Below are 19609 nucleotides of genomic sequence, written 5' to 3'. Positions count from 1 at the left end.
GATGGCGACCATCAGCTGCTCGGTCTACTCGAAATCGAGGGCCATCACCGCCCTCACCGCAGCCTTAGCCGCGACCACTGTCCTCATCACAGCGTGCGACGGAGACCACAGACCGGCGCAGCCACCGCCATGGGACCCCTGCTCCGCGTTTCCTGACACCACGTTGCGCGACGCTGGAGTGAATCCAGAACGAAAGTCGCAAGGACAGTTCCCAGGGGAAAGTTGCACGTGGCTCAGCCAGACCAATCCCGACTTCTCTCTCGGTATCCGTTACGCGAGCGGTGACGGCGCCGCGGAATGGAAGAACGGAAAGGACCGAGATGTAGAGCCGATCACCGTCGGCACCCATCGCGGCGACCTGGACCATCGAACCGGTGAGAATCGAAAGTTCGTGTGTCTCATGAGACTTGACACCGTCGGCGGATACGTCACCTTCGAGTTCAACGACATGAATGCCGAACGACCCGACCCGTGCACTGATCTGACACACATAGCGACCGTGCTGGAACCACACATCCCGCCCGCCCCCTGACGGAAGGCTGATCATGTCGAGTCCCCACGACGAGGTCGGTATCAAGATCCTGCGAGCGCAACAGGCACTTGCTCAAATCCGAGGGTCGGCCAGAACCGGCGGCGTATCAATCGAGGTCGACTCGAAAGGCCACCTGCAGGGAATATCGATCGACGCCCAAGCCATCGCAGGTGGCCCGAGCAGATTGTCCGCCCTGATCTTGCACGCGTACCAGCAGGCAGTTCAAGATGCCGAACCGCGTGCCGCGTCGGCCATGCAGGAACTGATGGACGATCCACAGGTCGCCCGAGTAGTGGACATGACCGTTCAGCCAGATACCCCGACGCGCTCCGCGGTGCAGCCGACGGCGGCGCAGTCAGGCGCGCACGAGCAACGCTGGGCCACACCGACACCTGCGGTGGACAGTACTCACCGTGCGCCACTGTCAGCGCCCGCCACACAGACGTCAACAGGATCGGTCACGAACCGAAGCAATGACGACTGGGATGAAGAAGAAGACGACGACTACTACGCGCGCAAACAACGGCAGGGGTGGCTTGAGCCCTGACACTCTCCGAACGCCCTGCGCCGAGTTGTACACGTTTGCCGCCAGTGAGCTCTGCGAACACCGCAGAGCCCTGACAGCCTTTGGTGTGTGCTGGCCTGACGAGGATGAGCAACCCGCGGCTCGATGAAGAGGTTCATGCCGGATGGCTGCTAGGTGTCGCCGACTGGTGAGGTCACGTCTTCAACTGTCGCCTTGATTGCATCGGAGGAGAACTCGCGGCAGCCAGTTTCCTCAGTGGAACAAAGCTGCGATTATATTCTCCGCCAACGAAATTCGGTGGCCTTCCCGCGCGGGTGGGCGGTGTAGGTTGCCGAGGGCTCATGCTCCCGATCCAGAGTTCTGCCAGCGATTCACCCGTCGGTCGCATCTGCCGCCACCTTCCGCACCTGGTGCGATTCTTCGGGACTGACAAACCAGTGCGGTCGAGGTGGTCTGCGGCGCACAATTGGCGCTTGTGCGAATCGTGCGCCGAACCCGGTCGGTGGTGAGTCGGACACCGTTGCTGGCCGCGGTGGTTCTGGCGGTAGCCGGGGGTTTGGGCATCGCTGCCGTCACGGGGTGGATTGCGGTGGTCATGCTTGGAACCAAGGACGAGCCCGCCGCCCCGCTCGACATCACCAAACTTGCTCTCGTGGTAGCCGGCGGTGTGGGTGGTGCGGTCGCTCTGGTTGTGGCTTACCGCCGTCAACGCGACCTTGAACAGTCTCGCTTTATCGAACGGTTCGGCGCGGCCGCCACCCAGCTCGGTTCTCCGTACACCGCAGTCCGGATCGCCGGTGTGTACGCCATGGCCGTCGTCGCCGACGAATCAGCGGGAGACCGCCGCCAGCAGTGCATCGATGTTTTGTGCGGGTATCTGCGGCTACCGTATTCCCCGGACACCGGTGCCAACCATCAGATCGGCCGCGACCGCAAAGACACCGCCATCGCGGATATCGAGATAGCGGACCACTTTCAGTATCTGCAGAACGACAAAGTCGTTCGCCAAACCGTCGTCGATGTCATCGTTGCCCACCTCCGTAACCACGAGAGCAGCTGGTCGAGCTACGATTTCAACTTCACCACGGCCCATTTCGAAGACGCCGGGTTCAACGGGGTGACGTTCTCTGGCACCAGTCGCTTCGACGGGGCAATGTTCTCCGCCGACGCCGGGTTCAACGGGGCGACGTTCTCCGGCGACGCCGGGTTCAACGGGGTGACCTTTTCCGGCGACGCCGGGTTCAACGGCGCGACGTTCGCTGGCGACACCGGGTTCGGCAGGGTGACGTTCTCCGGTGAAGCTCGGTTCGTCAGAGCGACGTTCTCCGGTCGCGCAGGGTTCGGCGGGGTGACGTTCTCCGGTCCCGCCCGGTTCGGCAGGTCAACATTCTCCGGTCCCGCCGGGTTCAACGGGGTGACGTTCTCCGGTCCCGCCAGCTTCGACGGGGTGACGTTCTCGGGTGGCGTGGTGTTCATCGGGACTAAATTCTCTGGTCCCGCCGGGTTCGGCGCTGTGATGTTCTCCGGTGACGCCCGCTTCGACGGGGTGATGTTCTCCGGTCCAGCCCGCTTCAATGGGGTGACATTCGGTGCACCAGATGCTGTGGGCACGGCAGAAATCTCGTTTAGTAACGCGGATTTCGGTTCCGGCGCTGTGTCTTTCGAACAGCCCCGCCGATGGGGACCGCCGTTGCCAGTCTTCGACTGGGACAGCGACCCGAGCACCAAACCAGCCAACGTCTCACCGACACCATGGCACCCGAACCCAGCTCTCTGACCTCCGCGAAGCACGATCCGCTCGATTCAGCCGACAACTCGCGACAGTTGAATAGGCCGCCCTACCCGCCAGGACCCCTCCTACCGACGTGCCGGCGGGTCATCGGCGACGTCACCGGAAGCCTCCTCAACAAGACGCAGGGCCGCCAGGCGCCGATGCAGCTCGCGATCCCTAGCAGATCGCTCCCCCGAAACTTCCTACGCGCCAGGGGATTCGAGTGTCAAGCATCTCCGCATGCTCTCGACACGCAAAGATCTCATCGACGCCCCATGCGAGCGGGCGACAGCCCTACCGCATCCACCTGGGAAGCCTGCGGTTCCGAGGGCCGATCCTTTGGCAGACGTAGGTGAACCGATCGCACCGACGGTGCACTGGATGCCCCCTTGATCGAACCCTTTTGTGGCTTGGTCGCTGCGTCAGGGGCAAGACCACCGGGTTGGTGGGGCAGTCCGATGGCGTCTGCCCAGGCCGTGACATCGGAGCACAAGCACCGAACATGGCACGGTGATCGGCGGCAATCCTCAGTGGCGGGACTGCCGCGGGCTCAAGCAGGTTGTCATCACCCACTCCCCTCCCCACATCATCGAGGCCACTCGGGCGTGGCGTCCACGGCCGTGACACGTTGTGTGATCAAATGACCCCCGTCTAGGGCTACCCCGTTGCCGCAGGGGCAACATCGAAATACCGCGTGAGTAAACAGTGTGGGTTCAATACAAGGGAGCGTCCATCATGAAGCGTGTACGTGGGTCGTACGCTGCCATCGTCAAGCAAGAGCGTGCAGCGCGCGAGATCATGGAGCACCTGGCGAAGTTCTTCGAGGCCGCACAAGCTCTGGGGGATTCGGTCTACCCGAGCAAAGCCACCCAGACGGTGTGCCAGCGGTTGATGGCCTTGGCGCCTGCCGGGCCAGCCCCCGATGCGGCTGCCGCACAACGTGCACCCTCACCCAAACGACCGTCAAGTCAACAACCTAAGCGAGCATCAGGAAGTCGCGCACCAGCTGGCACGTTGACGAAGCTTCTGCAGGGTGCGCTGGATTCCAACCCTGGACAGGTTTTGGCGGTGCGCGAGCTGGCGACGTGGATGACCGAACGCGGGTGGGTCGAGCCGATGCGACCAGGACACGCCATCCACCGAGCCCTCGTCAAGCTGGCGGCCAAGGAAGGAAGCGGGATATCGCGAGTCGGTCGGGCTTCGTGGCGATATGACCCACAATCTGCGCCAACGTCGGCAGCAGCCCTCCCGGCCTTCGCCATGCCAGAGCCGCCAAGAAGCCCTTCATATTTCGAAGCCGCAAGTATGCGGCAGTTCGTTGGCACGGCAGAGGTCGAGCGCGACGGGACAACCGTCGTGTTCCCATTTGTCCCCGCCACCGTATAGCTGAGTCGCCGCCTCCGCGACCGGGTTCACGGCACGCTCTGAGGTCGACTCAGGAAAGTGAAACCCCGCCCGGTGCTTGTCTAGGGCGCGGGCGGGGTTTCGCGCGTGAGTCGTCAGTGTTCGGGACGACCCAGGTTTTACCGTACCCGCTCGCTCGCATGAGCCCGGGCAGGCTCGCGGGTGTGGAAATCACTTGGGGGATTCCGGCTGTCTTCAGCCGACCGGCCGGCTCCGCTCCAGCCCCGAGCCGCCACCGAAGGCCGATCTGACACGAGAACACGGCGCCAGTGATGGCTCAACCATTCAAAAAAACAAAGAAAGATAGGAGTAACACGCACTCAAGCTGTTCTTCAATGGTTGCAATTCTAGGATTCAAGCATTTAGCAAAAGCCGAAGCCTTGAGAAATGCCATCCAGGCACGGCAATATTGCTTTTCCGTTCAGCTAGAATGCATACGGCATTCTAGCTGAACGACGTGCAAAAGTATCGTTTCAGACATCCGTAGATATCGGTCTAAATATCCAAAAGCTAGCCCTACCAGGCGCAACAGGTGAGGGTCGGTGAATTATTTGCGCGATTACCAACGCAACACGCCGGGGTGAATATCCGTTTATTCCAGCCAAACTGAGTGTACAAATCTCAGTCATGAGTAAGCGATCGAAACGAAAGCCCGCAAACCGTCAACGGCCCGGGCGCACCGTCGAAAAGAAGAACACCGAGACCGCGCATCCGGTGACACAGAAAGGCCCGAAAACAACCGAACCCGTTTCAACTCCATCACCGGCAAAGACGCAGAGGGCCACAGCACAATCCGGACTGCGCCTCATCCAGCAGAGGTGGGCACAGCTCCTCGGCCCAGACACCGCGGCGACAGCCACACCGATGTCGTTGGTAAACGGGGTGCTGACCATCCAGTGCACGACGAAGGCACGGACCGTTCATCTTCGGATCGCCTCGGCCCGACTGACCGCGATGATCAACGGTGCTGCCGGTGAAAAGCTCATCTCCAGCGTCCGGATCCTCGGCCCGGACCAGGCTGACGCCAAGGCACTGACCGGTGCCGCACCCGCCGCCCCTGCACCGGCTCTGGCCACGGGAAAGGCGGCTGTAGGCGGACCGAAAGTTGTTGCGACGGAGCCGACACCGGAGCAGCATGCGGCCATGGCCGCCTTCGGGACAGACAAACACCTCGCCATCCAGGCCGGCGCAGGAACCGGTAAGACAACCACGCTGCAGTTGCTGGCGGCGAGCACCTCGAGGCGGGGGCTGTACATCGCCTTCAACAAGGCCGTTGCTGACGAAGCTCGTCGGCGATTCCCACGCAATATCGACTGCCGCACAACGCATTCGCTGGCCTTCGGGGCGGTCGGACAGCGCTACCGTGACCGACTCAATGCCCCACGAACCCCGTCACGTCAAGTAGCCGTCGAGCTTGGTATACGCAACGAAGTCCGCATCGGGGAACGACATGCGAGTGTCTCCGCCCAGTACTACGCCACGATGCGAGCGGTGGCCAAGTACTGCCACTCCGGCGACGACACGATCAACGCTCGGCACGTGCCGCGGATGCGAGGCATCGAAACCGATGAGCACCACCACGCTTTCGCGAATCTCATCCTGCCCTTCGCCCGGCGAGCATGGAACGATCTCCAGAACCCTGCATTCGGTCACGTGCGGTTCGAGCACGATCATTACCTGAAGATGTGGGCCCTCACCCTTCCTGAGCTGGACTATGAACTCCTGCTGCTCGACGAAGCGCAGGATACGAACCCGTGTCTCGAGCAGATCTTCATCGCCCAACGAGGCCGGGCACAGCTGATCATGGTGGGCGACTCGGCGCAGGCGATCTACGGGTGGCGCGGAGCTCGCGACGTCATGTCCGGCTTCGACGGTATGCATCTGGGCCTGACGCAGTCGTTCCGCTTCGGGGCCGCGGTAGCCGACATCGCGAATCTGTGGCTGCATGTCATCGACGCGCCGATCCGGCTCACTGGCAGCGAGCAGTTGTCCACCGAGGTCGGGGCTGTCGATGAACCTGACGCGATTGTCTGCCGTACTAACGCGGGAGCGATGTGCGAAGTGATCGCGGCCCTCGATACGGGAATCAAGGTTGCTCTGGTCGGTGGGGGTGGCACGTTGCGCTCGCTCGCCGAAGCTGCTCGTGACCTCAAAGCTGGACGGCGCGCAACCCATCATGAACTCTCGTTGTTCGAATCGTGGGGAGAGGTGCAGTACTACGCGAGCGGCGACCCCCAGGGCGGTGACCTTCTCCCGTTCGTCAAGCTCATCGACGAACACGGTGTCGAAGCGATTCTGGCGGCTATCAACAAGCTCCGCGACGAACCCGACGCTCAATTGACGATCTCCACCGCACACAAGGCGAAGGGGCGTGAATGGAGGAAACTCCGCATCGCCAGCGACTTCAACGAGCCGGCGAAGACTGATGACGGACAGCCCGGACCCATCAATGACGACGATGCCCGCCTGGCCTACGTCGCAGTAACTCGAGCTCGTCTGCACCTCGATCTCGGCAGCCTCGCCTGGATCCGCAATCATCCCGCCGGCCGACCGAACGACGAATCCGACGATTCCGACTACGACGGCGAAGCCGCGTGACGACCGAAAGGGCCTGAACAGTAGTGCATTACGTGAGTGCCCACGGCTGCCACAACGGCTGGCTCGGCAAGGACGACGACAACAAACCCATCCCTTGCGTCATCTGCCGACCACATCTGGTGAAAACCGCACACATCAACGATTGCGGCCAAGCACAAGAGCCGCTACGCCGCCACCCGATAGAAGACGTTTGGCTCAGCGCAATCACTGCCGAGTTCGCTGACGAGCCCTTGCTCGATCGGCACGCGGCGCCGATCCCGGCGGGACTGAACAAAACAACGCTGGTGATCTCAACGAGCTCGTTGCCATGGGCGTCGGCCATCCGCGCCCGCACCGAATCACTGATCGGACGGATCAACTCACGACCCGGGCTCGAGGCAATATCCACGATCATCATCACCACCGAAACAGCGGCACCGTGCACCTAGGCAACCTCAGGTAGATCAGAGTTGCCCGCGCTGGGGCACTGGGGATACCGAGTTTGCAAATGCATACCCAGTGCCCCCGGGGCGGGCGGCCTTGCTGGCGGTCTGCCCCGAGAGCTGCACCCATGGCTTGACTCAGCTGTTCACGAGACTGGAGGGATTGACTGTGAAGGATCCATGGACCGAAGGCGAGACCGACCCCTTGGAGGAGCTCGAAGCCCAGATGCGGGAGGCTTACGGACCCAACTGGCGCGACGAGTTCCTCAAGAACGTACGCGTGGACCCCGACGCCGCGCCAATAGATCTGCCACCAGTCGATCAGGAGATCGTGATTGTCCGGAAGATCTTCCTAAGGCTGCCCGCCAGCCTATACAAACGCTTCGAACAACTCGGCCGGGCCCAAGACCTCGGCCCGAGCCAACTGGTGTCGGCCTGGGTTGCCGACTGCATCAACGATGGCGCCCCCGACCAGGACGCCGACTAGGCACGGGGTGTGCGCTCGACATGTACTGCGACCCAGAACCCAGGCGCCATCGTGCCTGGGCGCGCGGACTGTACCGCGACGCCGCCCAACTCTGGAACAACGCGGCCACCCACGGCCACGCCGCCGCCATACACCAGTTCGTCACTTGCCTCCACAAGATGTTCCCCGACGACCAGCGCCCCGCCGCCCACGCTGCCGTTCACATCGCCCTCGACGACCCGCACGCGGTCGCCGCGCTGCTGGGGGGTGTTGCACCAGGTAGGTGCGCACGAACAGGTAAGGGCACTCATCGCCCGGGATCCCGCCACCCACATCCCCCTCGACAACCCGCACACGGTCACCCAGCTGTTGAAGGCGTTGGACGGGGCGGCTGCGCACGACCAGGTACGGACATTGACCGCCCGGGATCCCGCCACCCCCACCCCCTCGACAACCCGTTCGCGGTCACCCGGCTGTTGGAGGCGTTGGACCAGGTGGGTGCACACCAACAAGTAGATGCACTTATCGCCCGCGCGGCCGTTCGCGTCCCCATCGACAACCCGTTCGCGGTCCCCCTGATGCTGGAGATGTTGCACCAGGCGGGTGCGCGCAAACAGGTACGGGCACTGTCCACCCGCGCGGCCGCTCACATCCCCCTCGACGACCCGCACACTGCGGTCCGGCTGCGGGTGCGCATGACCAGGCGAACATGCTCTCTGACCGGCTGCCTAAGAACGGTTTGTCTGCCCTGTTCTGGACTCGCAGCCTGGTCGAGCAGAGCAGTTCCATTTCGGTCGAGAACCGGACGGCACTCCCGCCGGACCATGGACATGGGATGACCTCGAATGGTCGTGCTAACCCGCCCAACCGCCAGAGTTCGATCCGGATCGGTTAGTCGACACTTGCGTTCAGGCCGGAACGGCGCGGCGATGTTCATTACTCCGCGTTCGGCTGAGGCGTTGATCTCCGAAATCGCCCTCTCGCCTCCACGACTCACAGCGACTCACAGCGACTCGAACACCCATACCGCCTGCACAAAGGCACTTTACCCGCGCACGAAAATCGCTCTGGCACAACAAATCGGCTGCACTGGTTCCAGAACCACCCACCACACGAAAGCGATTGGAACCGCCACCCATGCCGATCTACGCCAAGATCCTGATCTTCACCGGCCTCGTCCTGCTGGCGATCATCGCCGGCTACATCACCGGGCATCTCGCCCACTCCGACGGTGCCACCGTCCGCGCCGCCATCCGCGCCGGCGCCGTCGGGTTCGGCGGCACGTTGACCTTGCTGCTGGGTTTCGCCGTCGCCTTCAAAATGCTCTGACATAGCGCCTTCGGCCGCGCCGACTGCATCACGCAGTCGGCGCGGCCTTTTTGTGTCACCATCCGTGCGGTGTCCGGAGTCCGTCAGCAGGTCCATCGCTCGTCCGTCAGGAAACAGCTCTTGTTGCCATCAGCGGGCAGTGTCACTTCAAATGGGTCACCTCCGTTGTCGATCACCGTCTTGCCCGACGCCACACCGGTGCTCCACTCGATGCGCAGCCGCCACTTCAGGTGGTACCGGTGGGTGTCCACATAGACCAGAAACACTTCCGAATCGGTCGTCGTGATCGTGTAAGGAAATTTGATCGGCTCTGCGCGCATGCTAACTGTGTAGCGTGGATCGTTGGACGAACCGATCACCGTCGGCGGGCTGCTGTCACCGTCCACGACTATGAAACGTCCAGATTTTGAATCGCCACCGGTGTGGCTGACCGTCGTCCCAGCGACGGGTGGTCGCCGTTCGAGAACCTCCACCGACAGGCCAAGCAAGGTGACCGGCAGGCCGGCGTTCTTGGCGCGCAACGTGAGAGCCACTCCCGTCTCTGCGACACCAGCATCGAACGTGTGCGCAGCAGGGATGCCGTGATGATGCTCAGCCCAGTCTCCGAATCCGAGATCGGTGGGTGGTGGATCCAGCTGATCGGAGACCTCTTTTGGCAGAACATACGCGACTTCGCCGCCGCTACTGGTAGTCCACGTGAAAGGCACTACCGCGATATCGGACTTCGGTGACGTGATGCTGCGGACGCCGAGCACTGTTCCCGTGACCGCAGCTGGAATGAGCAGCAGAACGACCACACCGACTACGAGCCAGCTCTTCGGCCGCGACGCCACCCAACGCCCAGAACTACGCCAGAAGCCGGCGGCGGTCGGCTCGAAAGGTGCGGACGGCACAGTCTTGTCCGCCGCAATTTCCTGTGGCTCGGCGGACTCGACCGGCTGCTCTGCGCTACCAGGCTCGGAGAATCGGCCGACAGCTCGGGCAGCGCGCTCAGCAGCACGCAACCGCTTCTCCCACCTGCCCGGAACCGGACCGTCGAAACGCCAACGTGCACGCATGTGCAGGACACCGAGCATGAGCTTGAACTGATCCGGTTTGCGCGGCATCCGCCGCGACTCCCCGTCGGCCAGCCATCCCCTGATCGTCGAAGCAGAAACTGTCTGACCGTAGGCACTTTCGATCTCGTCCGAGATGTCGTCGGCACCAGGACTCTGCGCCGCGGAGTGCAAGGCCATCAGATCCTTGACGAAGCGCTCGTAAACCAGTTCCGGCGGCTCGATCACCACCCGTGCACCAGCGAATCCGATGCTGCGGGCCGCGCCCCACCGGTACGGCACGTGGGTGGCCTACGGCGACAATCTGCATGCATCTGTGCACCTTAGACGGACGTGAGAGTTGTTGGAGGACTGCTCGATTACCTCAAACCGCAGCCCCTGAGGCTACTCTTCCCCATTCTCGGTGGGGCGCTCGTTGGCTGTTTCGGCTCGGAAGAAGTCGGGCAGCACGCGTTCGATGACGGCGGCGAACTCACTGTCGACGTCGAATTCCCAACCCGCATAGTGATATACCCACGCCAAGGCGTTGTACATCGTGCCGACGGCGAACTTGGTCAACCGCTCGAAGTGCTCGATGTCCACCTCCTGCGCACTGCCCCAGTGCCCTGTGTGGGCGACCGGTCGGAGCCGCTGCAGGATGGTGTAGAGGGTCGGGTGGGTGCTATTGGACAGAAACCCGTAGAGCCCTTCGGTGACTGTTCGGTCCAGACCACCACCGCCATACCGGCCCACCAGTTCCATGAACCATTGCACGGCCGCAGTCAGCCCGACGGCTGTCTGGCCGCTCACGGTGATGGGGTGATCTAGATCTTTCCCGGTGGTCAAGGGGAAGGCCGCGTCGAGCTCGGCGCGTACTGCCTTGAACGTCTCGGCAGCCGCGAGAAAAGGCGCTGATTCTTTGCCGCCGAGGCGCTGGGCGTCTTCCTTGGCCTTCACCGTGCTCCAGCGATGCTGAATGTAAGTCCGGGCCAATCTGCCCTTCGGATCCTGGGCCGGTGGATTGTCTCCGATGGTCCACGCGGCGTAGGCGCAGCCTTCCAGGACTGATCGCGTGAGCTGTTCGACGGTACCGATCGCCTCGCCTGTCACGAACAGCCCGCACATCCCCCCGCAGTTGTTGGCGCCGTCTTGCAAGCCGCAGCACACGGTCATCAATACGATCCGCGGGTCTCGAATCCCCATGCGGGTGTACTCGGTGATGTCTTGAGCCGCCACGGATCCCGGAGCTGGTTCCCAGTGGTGGTCGTCGGTGATACGCAGGAACGCCTCCCGGCAGGCCGACAGAACTTCAGCCAGCTCGCCGAACCGTTCTTTGGTGGCGTCGTCCAGGGTCACGCGGTATCTCATCCGAACAACGGTAACGGTGGGCCGGGTGGGTTCCCATCGAATATTCGCTCGTCGGTCAGCTCGGCCTAGACCCACTCGCGAAGAAGCGCGAACTCCTGCGAGCCGCGGCGCGTACCGACCCTAGCGCCGCTGATTTTCCCTTGTTCTCGTTGGGCGTCGGTACGACCGAACGAAGCACGGCTAGCGGGATTGCCAGCGGGTCTGCCGCAGCCCGGTACGACCGCTCGCCGAATCGTCGGCTGAGCAACGTCCATAACAACAGTGGGCTCTCTCTGCCGACCTCGACGGGTTCTTCACGCCGCCAGCCTTTCGCTGACAACTGCACGAACAACGACCGTGTTCGGGTCTCGGTGATCAGATCCAAGGCCGCAGCCCTCATGATCAACGCTTGAATCGACACGCCCCATGTCGCTTTTATTCTCGCGAAGTCGGTCAACGTCGTTGCTTCGGAGAGAATTTCGACTGCTCGCACGCGTGGCACCAACAATGCCCCGGCGAACGTGTTGGCCTCACACCTTCCGGGTCGCTGGAGCGAGGGCGGAACGAGTGCAACACCAAGTGCGGAGTCCATCGACGATTCCGGCACTGCCGCTGCGGAATTGGGTGTCGGCCACGCCGCCTCCGCGCTCGATACCGTGCCCTTCAGCCTCTGGGTCGTCGCCCACCACGGGCATGATTTCGCCACCGCATGCTGGACAACCGTTGCGGCCGGCGGCGATATCGACACCACCTGTGCGATCATCGGCGGGATCCTCGGAGCCCGCGCGACCCCCGACGGCATACCGCGCGACTGGCTCGACCGTTGCGAACCGCTACCAGAATGGGCGATCACGCTTACACGATGATCCAGGGAGCGAGCCCTGCTCTTCCGCAGGTAGACGAACGCACTACATTGCCGTATACCCGCGCGGTCTGAAGCGATCCGCGCGGGGCTGCGGAAGATCAACGGGCAGAGGTCATCTCAGTGTCGGCAGCGCACAGTATTGCCGAAGAGCGTGCGTTCGGCCGACCCTGAACAAGCGGTCGGCCGACGTCCGGAGAACGTCCGGATCTGCCTATCGAGCGTTGGACGGACGTGCGTCCGGTCAACGAATCTGCTGCCACCACCTCGACCTGCAGTTGACCAACTTCGATGACAGCACTGATCCCCGCAGCTCAGATTCATTGGCAATGGCTCAGATTCGGTGACACCGGACACGAGGGCGCTGCGGCGTGCACAAGATCCGGGTGGCTCTGGTCGCGAATCTCGGCACCACCTTGGTCGCGAATCCCACCACCGTTCGATTTGGTGTTCGTGAATCTCGACAGCACTCCAGCCAGCCGACCGTACGGAATATCGGCGCCTGACCGACTGTCGTTTGCAACCTGTCATGGGGCCGCCACGGTGCCAGACATTCGACCGCCGACTGCGGCAGTTCGTAGAGTCAACCTGTTCCAAATCCGTGATGTGAGAACGCTCCGGGGCGGACCGCCGAACGCTCGCTCATGCCTGCGGGTTCGTCTGCCCAACAGGAGAGCAACGAACGGCAGGGCAAGTGCGGCCAGACCGAGCAGTACCGGCCTTGGGCCGCTCGGGCGATCAGCGGGCCGGGCATCGGCCGAGTGCCGGGCGGCGAGGGCGCCGATGGCCTTCAGGAGCATCGGCTGGCCGCTCGACAACCAAGTGGGTCGAGCTGGCGGTCAACTGCTGCCGCCCGGTCCTCCAAGAGGCAGTGCGATGCGATGACGAATACCGTGCGCCAGCGTCTCACGCCGGACCATCTGCTATCTCCAGTTGATCCGAATTAACAATCGCCGCATACCTCCCGAACAGCGCGGAGGAAAGCTCGTAATCGTTAATTTTGGGGTCTAGCCCGTACATTTGCAACAGGGCTATATCCAGTTCGCTGTGCCGCTCACGCAGTTCAATCGGCATTCTATCGGGCTCATACATTTGCGCCAGCGACAACTCAGGATACCGGGCCCGCTCTGCGACGATACCAGCAGCCATCCCAGTGACCAGCCCGCGCTGTTCAGTGTCTAACACAAGGAACGGAAAGGTGTTGTAGACCGACCCTACGGAGATCTGAAAATCAGATTTCATTCTGCTGGACACGACGCCGACCCAGTTTGTGAATACCCGGCTCTGCAAAAAGGCAAAGATAACTAAATCGGCGGGTGTCAGCCAAAATACTGAATTGTTTACAATGACATCCCGGCCGTAGATCGCCACTGGGATATACATGCGATCCTTGGATGAAACACTGGGCACCAACAGATAATCTTCACCCGGCTGGAAGATTGCGCCGAACCGCCACGGCCGGTCAGCAGCGCGCCCCTTGGCGCCTTTCGCACCATTCCGTTCAGCAGCCACCAGGGCGACGCGCTCACGTAGCACGGGTGACGCCGCTATATCGGCCTGGGGAGCATCGGCGAGCCAGAGACAGTAACGCCACTGTGCGTTAAGGTGCTCCCGAGCTCCGACGAGGCGGCGAAGATACTTCGCAGCCACCGGATCGATACGCCGAATGGTATCGGCATCCTCTGCAGAGATCTTCGATAAGTGTCCGCCATCCCGCGGCTCATTGCCTACGGACATCGGCGGAATTCCCGCCACTATCGGGCGCGGGACGCTCCACACATACATGTCCTGCGCATCTAGGAGGAATGGGTTTATATTGGTCGCCCGTCTCGGCTCGGACCCCAGGTAGTTCTCCGTCCAGATGGTCTTTGTACGACGATTTCCGCCGAAGCTGAAGCCAATAACGACACAGTGGACCGCCGCAGAATCGCGTGTGTCATTGCCCCATACGAACGTTCGATACGCAAAGTTAATGCGCATGCCAAGGCTGTGTAGCGTACTCCAGATAATCGCTGGTTGCCCACCTTGGGTGATCGAGTTGGTGGATACGAAAGCAACTTGCGCGTCGGTACCTTGGATGTAGCGTGCAGCCTTCAGAAACCAATTGGTTACGTAGTCGAGCGTGCCAGCTCCAGGAACGCTACCCCAGATTGCCTTCTGGTCGAGCTTCTGCTGGGCGGACTGTAGACGGGGGCCCAAATACGGCGGATTCCCAACCACAAAAACGCGGCCTTCAACGGGGCAAAAATCGCTCCAATCAACTTCGAGCGAATTTGCATGTTTGATCTTCGGCGAAATCCTAATGGGGAGTCGGTCAGGGGCAACGCCGAACTCGACGGCCATCTGCTGGTTTGCGAGGTGGTCAACGAGAAGCATCGCAGTTTCGGCGATTCGCGCTGGCCATTCTTCTATCTCGATGCCAGAGAAGTGGTCAAGGGTAACTTTGATGTCTCCGGTGACATCGAGGCTTAGTTGCGCGCGTTCAACCTTTTTCGATGCGGCTTCGGTCATGTCAAGCTCACGACGCCGCGTTAGAAGTCCGAGTTCGAGTGCACGCAGTTCCTTGTAGGCGACGATCAGGAAGTTTCCGCAACCGCAGGCGGGATCGAGGAATCGGAGTCGACCGAGGTCATTGTGTAGCTTGGTTAGCTGTGCCTTGTCATCCCATGCCCGGTCGAGACGTTCGCGGAATTCGTCGAGAAACAGGGGGCGGATCGTCTTGAGGATGTTTTCTTCGGTGGTGTAGTGCTCACCGCCGTGACGACGTACATCTTTGCTCTTAACTGTCTGGAACATCGATCCGAAGACAGCCGGGGAGATGATCGACCAGTTGAACTCACATGCTTCGAGCAGAGACTCCCGGAACGCTGGGGTCAGGACCGGGATATGGAGGGAGTCCCGGAACAAACCGCCATTGATGTACGGGAACCCGGTATAGGGGCTTTCCGGCGGTAGTGCCCTGTTTTTAATGTCGGTGTCGGCGACAGTGAACAGTGACCGCAGATCCGTATGCAGTGATTCCGCCATGGTGTGTTCACGCAGGTAGTTCTCGAACAGGCCCGCCGGTGTCCACATGTCGGCGTCGTCGCCGAACAGCAGGAAAAGCAGTCTGGCCAGAAGCAGGGTCGATTCGTGGTCACCAACGCCGGCGGCATCGAGTTCGGCGTAGAGGGTGCCCATGAGCCGGGCGGCGGCAACGGACGCAGTTTCGGCTTCGTGGTCGAAGGCGTCACGCATCCGGTCGAGCAGTTCGACGAGCGGCAGGTTTTCATCGAAGTCGAGCTCGATGGCCTGTAGCCGCTCGATCAGGTGGGTGCTGCGGTCACCGACGAGGTGTTCGTGGACGAGTAGTTTCGCGTTGGCGCTGCTAAGTTGAGCGCGTCGGGGCCAGCGCCATTCCTGTCGTTGCTCGTTGGTGAAGATGACCAAACGTTCCTGGTTGTCCTTGCCCACCAGTACGTCGATCTGGCGCTGGATCTTGCGCTGCGGTAGGACGGGGCAGTGCCAGATGCGCAGGCCCTTGTAGTCGGCGACTTGGTGCAGCGTGTAGGTGTCGTCGTCAACCTCGATCGACATGTCGGGCCGGTCGGGGTTGTTCCAGCCGAGTTCGTCGATGAACAGGGTGCGGAAGTCGCGCTTGTCGACGAGGTCGATTAGATGGTTGCCGGTCACGAACGAACTCCCATGCTGGACACGATGCGGATCGGGTCTTTTCCGGTCCTGGAGGCGATGACGAGGTCGCCGTCGCGATTCAGGGCAGTGATGCGGGTAGCCAGATCCTCGTCGCTGGCGCCGGAGCGGGTGGCCTTGCGTAGGCGCTGTTCGGCGTATTTGGTCAACGGGTGCTGGTACAGCTCGTCGAGGGCGGCCTGGGTGTCGGCGCTGTAGTTGTTCAGCGTCTCGCCGAGTCGACGCCACAAGGTGCGGCGCACGCCGCGCAAACGGCCTGCTGCGATCTGTGGGGTGGCCAACGGGCCGCGCACGAGTTGTTCGATCAGCTCGTCATGCTGCTCGTGTTGTTCGAGGCCGTGTTCTTCCGGGGTGGCTTCGAACCCGCGCAGGACCTCGTGCCCGGTGAGCAGTCGCGTCTGTCCGTCGAGGGTGGCTTCGCCGAAGCCGTCGATGCCGGATTCGGTGCGCACGTAGCAGAGCACTCCGTCGCTGCGGTCGCTGAGGCGCAGGGCGCGGGTTGCGGCGATCATGTCCGGTAGTGCCGCGATCTTCTTAGCGAGCTCTGGGTCGTTCTTTTCGGCTTCGTGCCAGCGTTGGTAGGCCAGGCTGGAGGCGTCGACGTCGTCGACGTTGTCCTGATCGTCGAGGGTGCCGTTGTAGAGGTCGGTGATGGCGCGGATTTCGGTGTCGGTGCCGAAGAACTGCTCGTCGGAGCCGAAGGCTTCGGCGTTGGCGTGCAGGCGGGCGCTGATGCGTTGGCGCAGGGAGATGACGGTGTCGACCGATTCGTGGAAGAACGAGTACAGCAGCACTGTGTCGGACGCCTGGCCGATACGGTCGACACGGCCGGCGCGTTGGATCAGGCGGATGATCGCCCAGGGCAGGTCGTAGTTGACCACGATGTGCGCATCCTGCAGGTTCTGACCTTCGCTGAGCACATCGGTGGCGACCAAAACCCGCAGTTCGTTATCGATCTCGTGCTGTTCCTGTCCAGGCAGGGCGTTTGACCGCGGAGAGAAGCGGCGCGCCAACGCGGTCGGATCTTCGCTGTCGCCGGTGGCGACCCCCACGTTGTCGATACCTACCGCTCGCAAGGCGGTGCCGATGTAGTCGGCGGTGTCCTTATATTCGGTGAACACCAGTATTTTTTCGTCTGGATGATCGTCGGTGAGCAGCGCGAGCAGGGCAGCGAATTTGGAGTCGCGGGCGGTGCTCCAGCCGCCGTAGGAGGCGAGCAAGCCGCGCAGGGCAGTGGTGTCGCGGTCGAGATCGGCTCGCAGCGCCGGGGTGAAGATCTCCGGACGGACCCACGTCACCGAGTTTGGGTCGGCAGCGACGAGTGCTTCGTAGCGGCGGGATGGATCGTCGCCGAGATTCTCATTGGAGTCGAGGTCCTGGTCGGTTGGGTCCTCATCGTCGTCGTAGGCGAGACTGGTGTCGACGATGGTGCCGGTCGGGATCGCTAAGCCCTGATCGATCGAGTAGACGAACAGTTCGTTGCGGGCGATATGGCGCTGCAGGGACAAGGTAAACGAGTGTCCACAGGACGACAGGCGCTTATAGAAGGTGGTGCGGACGAACCCCGCCACCTGGCCGCGACCGCGGGTGAGGTTGTCGGCGAAGTCCTGCTCGGCCGCGGTCAAGGTAGCGTCCCGGGAGATGTAGTTGCCGAGTTCGTAGCGCGGCAGGACCAGGTTGGTGAGCGAATCCAGGGTGATGTCGCTAGCCATGATCGCCGCCGGATCGTCGGAGCCGAAGGAGTGATCGACTGGCCTGGGGATGCGCTGGGGGAAGGTGAACCGCTGCCCGTTGGCGAATTCGAGGTAGTGGTTGCCGTCTGTGTCGGTTTGTGAGTAGTTGTTCTTAATAAACGTGCGGGTGCGGCGCACCAGATGCTCGCTCATCAGCCGTTTCCAGTCGTCCGGGTCCTCGGAGCGACGGAACGCCGCCAACGTGCTGGTCTTGCCGTCGACCTTGTCGATGAACCGTGGATCGGCAGCGATCGCGTTGATCGGCGCGATCCCGAGATCGGCGTCGTCGTCGAGGTACAGGCCGAGCTGGTTGGCCACATCCCGGAAGCGGATGTTGTACGGGGTGGCCGTCAGCAACAAGACCTTGCTGTCGTTGTCCTGGATGTAGCGCTGAATCTCCAGGTAGTCGCGCCGGCTTTCGTTGCGCAGGGTGTGCGATTCGTCGACGATGACGAACGCGTAGCGCCGCAGCTCCGGCAGGATTCGATGCGCCATGCTGTACGAGACGACCCGGCCGTGCAAGTCATAGGCCTCGAAGTGCTCTTCCCACATCGACACCAGGTTCTTCGGGCACACCACCAGCGGCATGAAGCCGTGCTCATCACGCAGCATCAACGCCACCGCGATCGCGGTGAGCGTCTTGCCGAGACCGACCACATCACCGAGCATGGTGCCGCCGCGGGTCATGATCCGCCGCGCGAGGGTCTGCACCGCCGTGGCCTGATATTCGAGCAGCTGCTTACCGATCTCGGTGGGCAGCGCGTACTCGGCCAAGCCTTCACGGACATCGCGGGAGAGGTCATAACAGACCTTCAAAAACACCTCGTACGGACGACGAGGTTCCTTGCGGACCCACGACTCATCGAGCAGATCGAGCAGATCGGCGGTCACCGGCCGACTGAACTTGTCGTTCCAGCGTGCCTCGAACCAGTCGGCAAGGGTCTTGGCAGCATGGACATCGAGCACATCGACATTCAGCTCGAAATTCGAGTTCAACCCGGGTCCTGTGAGATTCGACGAGCCGACGAACCCGGTGATCGGATTGTTCAGATCCTGTCGGTGGCAGATGTAGGTCTTCCCGTGCAGCGGCCGGCGGGTGAACACCTTGATCTCCACCGCCCCGGAACCGAGCAGGTCTCGCAGCGACTGCAAGGTCGCCCGGTCGGCATTGGTGGGCATCCCGCGCATCAACTGCGTACGCAACTGCTCGAGCAACTGAGCTTTGCGTTCACGTGCCGCGTTGGCATCAGCATCGGTGCGCGGTGCGCCGTCGACCGCAGCTTGCAAATCCTCAAGGGCTTCCTGCTGCGGCCCGGTCATCACCATGCCGATCAGAACCCGGACCACCGGACCCGACGCGCCAGCGACAATCTTCTTCTGGACCAGTTCGTCGAAGGCAGACCAGCCGCGAAGGTTGAAGTAGCCGACGGCGACGTCCATTCGTTCGGAGATCGCGAAGGTCTGCTGTAGGTGGGACCCGAGTCGGGCATCTATATTGTCGAAAATCCTCGTCACCAGGCACTACCTTCCATCATCTCCCCCTCGCGGCCATGCCGTAGGGGAGGCCAACCTTCCTCGTATATGGCCGTGCTGACGAGTTGTCAGACACCTTGCCCCTTCGTTACAGTCCATCTTCTGGATGTCACCGCCCCTATGATGCCGCGCGGAAACTGCTCGTAAGACCTTGCCGAGGCCATGGCCTGCGCTGTAGCGGAGCCGGTTGGCTGGAGCGTACGAGCGGCGTCGTGCCAGCGGAGTGGGATCAGCCCTTGTCTCAAGTTCGTCACGCAGCTTAGAGCTCCTAACCAGTTCGATTGCCGAGTCGTCGCCAGAGGCCGCCACCGGGCAGTGCGACACCACCGTGCCGCTCGGGCGCTATGGGTCCGAGCGTAGGT

The 19609-nt window shown here is 62.2% G+C and carries 12 protein-coding genes; 8 read left to right on the top strand and 4 right to left on the bottom strand.

Annotation, left to right across the window (positions count from 1 at the left end; translation table 11 throughout):
* Nucleotide 1: 1 nt before the first annotated feature.
* From ACIBK2_RS06595 to ACIBK2_RS06565, 7 genes are all read left to right on the top strand, one after another.
* Nucleotides 2-532, top strand: a complete 531-nt coding sequence (locus ACIBK2_RS06595) for a DUF3558 family protein (RefSeq protein ID WP_396964429.1) — start codon at nt 2-4, stop codon at nt 530-532.
* A gap of 13 nt (nt 533-545) precedes the next feature.
* Entirely contained in the window at nt 546-1079 is a 534-nt protein-coding gene (locus tag ACIBK2_RS06590; protein WP_396964427.1) for a YbaB/EbfC family nucleoid-associated protein, read from the top strand.
* Between the two features lie 574 nt (nt 1080-1653).
* Entirely contained in the window at nt 1654-2835 is a 1182-nt protein-coding gene (locus tag ACIBK2_RS06585; protein WP_396965839.1) for a pentapeptide repeat-containing protein, read from the top strand.
* Between the two features lie 2025 nt (nt 2836-4860).
* Nucleotides 4861-6831, top strand: a complete 1971-nt coding sequence (locus ACIBK2_RS06580; RefSeq protein ID WP_396964425.1) for a DciA family protein — start codon at nt 4861-4863, stop codon at nt 6829-6831.
* Nucleotides 6832-6863: 32 nt separating this feature from the next.
* On the top strand, nt 6864-7259 hold the full coding sequence (locus ACIBK2_RS06575) for a DciA family protein (protein WP_396964423.1): 396 nt from the start codon (nt 6864-6866) through the stop codon (nt 7257-7259).
* A 163-nt stretch (nt 7260-7422) separates the two neighbouring features.
* Nucleotides 7423-7740 (top strand): hypothetical protein, encoded by a 318-nt coding sequence (locus tag ACIBK2_RS06570; RefSeq protein ID WP_396964421.1) that lies wholly within the window; start codon nt 7423-7425, stop codon nt 7738-7740.
* 1116 nt (nt 7741-8856) lie between these two features.
* On the top strand, nt 8857-9048 hold the full coding sequence (locus ACIBK2_RS06565; RefSeq protein ID WP_396964419.1) for a hypothetical protein: 192 nt from the start codon (nt 8857-8859) through the stop codon (nt 9046-9048).
* Between the two features lie 83 nt (nt 9049-9131).
* Here the strand turns inward: ACIBK2_RS06565 and ACIBK2_RS06560 are convergent, their stop codons facing one another.
* Nucleotides 9132-10334 carry a hypothetical protein gene (locus ACIBK2_RS06560; protein ID WP_396964417.1) on the bottom strand — a complete coding sequence of 401 codons (1203 nt, stop codon included), beginning with the start codon at nt 10332-10334 and terminating at the stop codon, nt 9132-9134.
* Nucleotides 10335-10487: 153 nt separating this feature from the next.
* Nucleotides 10488-11438: a hypothetical protein gene (locus ACIBK2_RS06555; RefSeq protein WP_396964415.1), complete on the bottom strand. Its 951-nt coding sequence runs from the start codon at nt 11436-11438 to the stop codon at nt 10488-10490.
* 512 nt (nt 11439-11950) lie between these two features.
* Between ACIBK2_RS06555 and ACIBK2_RS06550 the strand changes: the two genes are divergently transcribed.
* The gene (locus tag ACIBK2_RS06550) at nt 11951-12295 is read left to right on the top strand and encodes an ADP-ribosylglycohydrolase family protein (RefSeq protein WP_396964413.1); all 345 of its coding nucleotides are present in this window, start codon (nt 11951-11953) and stop codon (nt 12293-12295) included.
* Between the two features lie 902 nt (nt 12296-13197).
* On the opposite strand, the gene ACIBK2_RS06545 is transcribed toward ACIBK2_RS06550, so the two are convergent.
* Both ACIBK2_RS06545 and ACIBK2_RS06540 read right to left on the bottom strand, forming a co-directional pair.
* Nucleotides 13198-15963: a class I SAM-dependent DNA methyltransferase gene (locus tag ACIBK2_RS06545; protein ID WP_396964411.1), complete on the bottom strand. Its 2766-nt coding sequence runs from the start codon at nt 15961-15963 to the stop codon at nt 13198-13200.
* Nucleotides 15960-19229, bottom strand: coding sequence for a helicase-related protein (locus ACIBK2_RS06540; RefSeq protein ID WP_396964409.1), 3270 nt, complete (start codon nt 19227-19229; stop codon nt 15960-15962). Before ACIBK2_RS06540 ends, ACIBK2_RS06545 begins: the two co-directional genes overlap by 4 nt.
* Nucleotides 19230-19609 lie beyond the last annotated feature (380 nt).

The sequence above is a fragment of the Nocardia sp. NPDC050175 genome (assembly GCF_044459885.1).
Taxonomy (GTDB): Bacteria; Actinomycetota; Actinomycetes; order Mycobacteriales; family Mycobacteriaceae; genus Nocardia.
Note: the sequence above shows the minus strand (reverse complement) of the source record. Positions and strands in the feature narration are given on the sequence as shown.